At 65.4% G+C, this 5262-nt stretch carries 3 protein-coding genes; 2 read left to right on the top strand and 1 reads right to left on the bottom strand.

Annotated elements, in window-relative coordinates; translation table 11 throughout:
• Positions 1 to 19: 19 nt before the first annotated feature.
• A complete protein-coding gene (locus B215_RS0114650; RefSeq protein WP_019370396.1) occupies positions 20 to 2425 on the bottom strand; it encodes a glycoside hydrolase family 3 N-terminal domain-containing protein in 2406 nt (801 codons plus the stop codon).
• 167 nt (positions 2426 to 2592) lie between these two features.
• Here B215_RS0114650 and B215_RS0114645 point away from each other — a divergent pair, with 167 nt between their 5' ends.
• Complete coding sequence (locus B215_RS0114645) at positions 2593 to 3639, top strand: LacI family DNA-binding transcriptional regulator (protein ID WP_019370395.1); 1047 nt, start codon at positions 2593 to 2595, stop codon at positions 3637 to 3639.
• Positions 3640 to 3759: 120 nt separating this feature from the next.
• Positions 3760 to 5166, top strand: coding sequence for a sugar porter family MFS transporter (locus B215_RS0114640; RefSeq protein ID WP_019370394.1), 1407 nt, complete (start codon positions 3760 to 3762; stop codon positions 5164 to 5166).
• Positions 5167 to 5262 lie beyond the last annotated feature (96 nt).

Below are 5262 nucleotides of genomic sequence, written 5' to 3'. Positions count from 1 at the left end.
CGGTGCCGCCCCCGCCATGTCATCGAACGGTGAGCGTGGCGCTCTTCAGCGTCGCCGAGTTTGGGCCGGCCGAAAGGGTGAAGGTGCCGGGTTCCACCACACGCTTCATCTCGCTGTTCCACAGAGCGAGATCGTCGGGCGTGAGTTCGAAGCGCACCGTGCGGCGCTCGCCGGGCTTCAGGGTCACGCGTTCGAACCGCTTGAGTTCCAGCAGCGGCCGGGTGACCGATGCGAGATCGTCGCGAACGTAGAGCTGCACGACTTCGTCGCCGGCGACCTTTCCGGTGTTGGTCACGTCCACTTCGACCATGGCCTTGTCAGCGATGCCAATCACCGGCGCACCCAGGCGTGGCGCCGAGATGTCGAAGGTCGTGTAGCTGAGACCATAGCCGAACGGGTAGAGCGGCGTGGTGTCGCCGAACAGATAGCCGCGCCGCGCGCTCGGCTTCTTGTTGTAGTAGATCGGCAGCTGGCCGACGTTGCGGGCAATCGACACGGGCAGCTTGCCGCCGGGATTGTAGCGGCCGAACACGACATCGGCGAGCGCGGTGCCGGTCTGCTCGCCCAGATACCAGCCCTCGATCAGCGCCGGTGCCTTTTCGGCCAGATGATTGACCGCATAGGGGCGGCCGTTGAGCAGGATGACGACCACCGGCTTGCCCAGCGCGAAAAGCTCCTTGGCGAGCTGATCCTGCGGCCCCGGCAGATCAAGCGTCTCGCTATCGCCCAGATGCTCGTCGGCCCAGGCTTCCCGGCTGATCGCTTCATTGCCACCGAGCACGAGCACGACGACATCGGCGTTCTTGGCGGTTTCGAGCGCCTGCGCACGCAGCTGATCGTTCACCGAATCCGGCACCAGTTTCACTTCGTCCTTCGACCAGACGCGGTGATCGGTGATGCGCACGCCTTCGGCGAAATCGACGGCAAACTTGCCCTTGGCTTCGTTCTGCATGCCTTCGAGCACGCTGACGACGTGGTTCGGCACGTCCGAATAGCCGCCGATCGGCGTATCCTTGGCGTGGGTTCCGATCACCGCCATGCGCTTGATGCCCTTGGCGTCCAGCGGCAGCAGGCCCTGCGCGTTCTTGAGCAGCACGATCGATTCGCGCGCCGCCTGACGGGCGAGCGCGACGGCTTCCGGCGTGTTGGTGCGGGCGGCGGCGAGCTTGACTTCGGGATAGGGGTTCTCGAACAGCCCGCCTTCGAATTTCATGCGGAGTACGCGGCGGACGGCATTGTCGATCGCGCCCTGGCTCAGCCGCCCTTCCTTCACCAGCGCGACGAGGTTGGCATAGGCTTCGCCATCCGGCGTCTCGACATCGACTCCCGCGTCGATCGCGCGGAGCGCGGCGTCCTTCGGATCCTTGTACATGTGGTGGCGAGTCATCAATTCGCGAATGGCGAAGTAATCGCTGACGACCGCGCCCTGGAAACCCCATTCGCCGCGCAGCACGTCGGTCAGCAGCCATTTGTTGGCATGGCTGGGTATGCCGTCGATTTCGTTATAGCTGGCCATCACCGACATCACCGGCAGCGTCTTCACCGCCGCTTCGAACGGCGGGAAGAAATTCTCGCGCAGGGTGCGCTCGCCAAGCGAGGCGGGACCGATGTTGGTGCCGTTCTCCGGCTGGCCATGGCCGGTCATGTGCTTGAGGGTGATGAACACCTTATCGGACTTGAGCGGCAGCGTGCTGCCCTGAAAGCCGCGGATTGCCGCCAGCCCCATCTGGGTGACAAGGTACGGATCCTCGCCATAGGTCTCTTCGATCCGGCCCCAGCGCGGATCGCGGGCGACGTCCACCACCGGCGCCAGCACCAGATTTGCCCCGCGCGCGCGCGCTTCCTTCGCCGCCATGGAGAAGATCTGTTCGACCAGCTTGGGGTTGAAGCTGCTGGCGAGGCCGATCGACTGCGGGAAGCTGGTGGCGCCCGGCGCGACCAGGCCGTGCAGCGCTTCCTCGTGCATGAGCATCGGGATGCCGAGGCGGGTTTTCTCCACCGCCCATTTCTGTGCCGCATAGACGTAGCGCGCGGTTTCTTCCGGGCTGCGATTGACGTCGCCCGCATTGGCGCCGGCTGCGGTCGATTCGCTGGCCGTCACGCCGCGACGGTCATAGGGGCGCGAGATCATGCCCAGGCCGTTGGGGAAATTCGCGCTGGCCTTGGCCGCATCGAACTCGCCCTTGGTGTCCTGGATCGATCCCTTGTTCAGCCACAAGGCCACGAGCTGCTGAACCTTTTCCTCCAGCGTCATGCGGGCGAGCAGGTCGTTCACCCGCGCCTCGGTCGGCTGGCTGGCATCCTTGTAGAGCGGCTTTTCGGCCCGGGCGGCCTGGGTCTGCGCGGAGGCGGGCTGTGACGCGACGAAGGGCGTCAGGGCGCTCGCGGCGATGGCGATCGCGGCGAAGCGACGAAGTGAGCGCATGTTCCTCTCCCTGAAGGCCGGCGACGATGTTTCCGTCGCCTGTTGCCATGATGGTAGCGCTATCAGCTATAAAGTGCGGCTGCGACACCGGTCAACCGGGCGCGCGGTCGTTCGCGAACGATTGCAATCGTGGTAGCGCGAACTTATGCGTTTGTGCAGGAGGGGGGATGACCAAACCTAGCCGGCGCAGCCGGGGAAGCATCACCGTGCAGGACGTAGCGCGCGAAGCGGGCGTATCCGCCATGACCGTGTCGCGCGTCGTCAACGGCGGCACCAACGTGCGCGAGGCGACTCGCGAAGCGGTGCTGGCCGCGATCGCCAAGCTCAATTACTCTCCGAACAGCGCCGCGCGCAGCCTGGCCGCAGGGGAAGCGACGCAGATCGGGCTGCTCTATTCCAATCCTTCCGCTGCCTATCTTTCGCAGTTCCTGATCGGCGCCCTGGCCGCTGCCCGGCGTGCGGGCTGCCACCTGGTGCTGGAAGCCTGCGAGGGCGAACGGCCGGAGGAGCAGGCGGAAGCGACGCGCGGCTTCGTACAAACCCATGTGCAGGGCGTGATCCTGCCGCCGCCGCTGTCGGAAGCCGGCGCAGTGCGCGACGAGCTGGAAGCGGCGGGTATCCCCTGGGTTTCGGTGGCGATGGGCCTGCCGCCCGAGGGCAGCCTGAACGTGCGCATCGACGATTTCGCGGCGGCTTGCGCGATGACTCGGCATCTGCTCGACATGGGCCATCGCCGCATCGGCTTCATTCGCGGCAATCCGAACCAGACCTCCAGCGCAGAGCGCTATCGCGGCTTTTGCGCGGCGATCGAGGAAGCGGGGCTGGATCTAGCGGCGATGCCGGTGGAGCAGGGGTATTTCACCTTCCGATCGGGCATCGTGGCGAGCGAGCGGCTGCTCGACCTGGCCCATCCGCCGACGGCGATCTTCGCGAGCAACGACGATATGGCCGCCGCCGCTGTGGGTGTGGCGCATCGCCGTGGCCTCCACGTGCCGCAGGATCTGAGCGTGGTCGGATTCGACGATACCGCGCTCGCCACCACGATGTGGCCCGAACTGACCACCGTACGCCAACCGATCGCGGCGATGGCCGAGGCGGCGCTGACGATGCTGTTGGAAGAGCTGCGCGCCGACATCCGCACCGATCATGCCGAACAAGTGCTTGCGCATCAGCTGATCGTGCGCGAATCCTGCGCCCCGCCACCCCGGCGATAGCGGTTGGCTGGCAGAAAGTTGCGCATCGGGACGAGCAGGCTTGCTTTTCCTGGTTGCACAGGCCAGCGTTACCGCTAACAAATCGCCTCACATTTCCGGGGTGACGAGGAGAGGGATTGGATGAACCAGACGGCGGAGCGGGCCAATATCGGCCTGATCGGCGCCATCGTGGCCGTTGCCACGATCGGCGGATTGCTTTTCGGATATGACAGCGGTGCCGTAAACGGCACGCAGCCGGGCCTGCAGGCCGCGTTCCAGCTGGACGAAGCCGGCTTGGGCTTCACGGTCGGCTCGCTGCTGATCGGTTGCTTCATCGGCGCGTTCTTCGCCGGTACGCTGGCGGACGCGATCGGTCGTCGCAACGTGATGCGGATCGCGGCCTTCATCTTCCTGATCGGTGCGCTGGCCCAGGGCTTCGCGCATCTTCACGGCGTCTTCGTCGTCGCCCGGATCGCCGGCGGGATCGCGGTCGGCGCCGCTTCGGTGCTGTCGCCCGCCTATATCTCCGAAGTCGCCCCCGCGAACATTCGCGGCCGGATGACGACGGTGCAGCAGATCATGATCATCTCCGGCCTCACCGCCGCGTTCGTGGTCAACTATTATCTTGCGGCCGCCGCCGGTGCCTCGACCAACATCTTTTGGGCCGGCCTGGAAGCATGGCGCTGGATGTACCTGATGCAGGCGATTCCCGCCGCCGTGTTCCTGGTAGCGCTGTTCTTCATTCCAGAAAGCCCGCGCTACCTGGTCGCCAAGGGCCATATGGACCAGGCGAGCAAGGTGCTGACCGACCTGTTCGGCCCGGCCACCGCCCGCACCAAGCTGGAAGAGATTCGCGCCAGCTTCACCGTCGATCACCGCCCGAGCTTCCGCGACCTGATCGATCCGCGCACCGGCGGCATCCGTCCGATCCTGTGGGCCGGCCTCGTGATCGCGGTGTTCCAGCAGCTCGTCGGCATCAACGTGATCTTCTATTACGGCTCGACGCTGTGGCAGCTGGCCGGCTTCACCGAAGCGGATTCGCTGCTGATCAACATCGTCTCGGGCGCGGTCTCGATCGCGGCGTGCCTCGTCACTATCGGACTGGTCGACAAGATCGGCCGCAAGCCGCTGCTGCTGATCGGTTCGGCGGGCATGGCCGTCACGCTGTTCGTTCTGGTCTATGCCTTCGGCCAGGGCACGCTGGATCCGGCGGGCAAGCTGGTGCTCTCGCCCGATCTTGGCAAGCTCGCGGTGATCGCCGCCAATCTCTACGTGATCTTCTTCAACGTCAGCTGGGGCCCAGTGATGTGGGTGATGCTCGGCGAGATGTTCCCGAACCAGATCCGCGGCTCGGCGCTGGCCGTGTGCGGCTTCGCGCAGTGGTTCGCCAATTATCTGATCGCGCAGAGCTTCCCGGTGATGGCTTCCAAGCTCGGCCTGGCCGCCAGCTACACCTTCTACGCCGTCTGCGCGGCGGTCAGCTTCTTCCTCGTCCTGAAGTTCATCAAGGAAACCAAGGGCAAGGAACTCGAGGCAATGGAGGGGTAAAAGCCTCTACCCGGCCCCTCTTTATGCGCTCCCCTCCCGCTCGCGGGAGGGGCTGGGGGAGGGGAGTTTTGATCTTGGCGGGCGGGGGTGTTCCAG

Source organism: Sphingomonas sp. ATCC 31555, assembly GCF_000282895.1.
In the GTDB taxonomy this organism is placed as follows: domain Bacteria; phylum Pseudomonadota; class Alphaproteobacteria; order Sphingomonadales; family Sphingomonadaceae; genus Sphingomonas.
This window is presented reverse-complemented; position numbering and strand designations above follow the sequence as displayed.

Excerpts from the sequence above, each read along its gene's own strand:
- B215_RS0114640 (WP_019370394.1), top strand. The coding sequence starts at position 3,760 with ATGAACCAGACGGCGGAGCGGGCCAATATCGGCCTGATCGGCGCCATC.
- B215_RS0114645 (WP_019370395.1), top strand. The coding sequence starts at position 2,593 with ATGACCAAACCTAGCCGGCGCAGCCGGGGAAGCATCACCGTGCAGGAC.
- B215_RS0114650 (WP_019370396.1), bottom strand. The coding sequence starts at position 2,425 with ATGCGCTCACTTCGTCGCTTCGCCGCGATCGCCATCGCCGCGAGCGCC.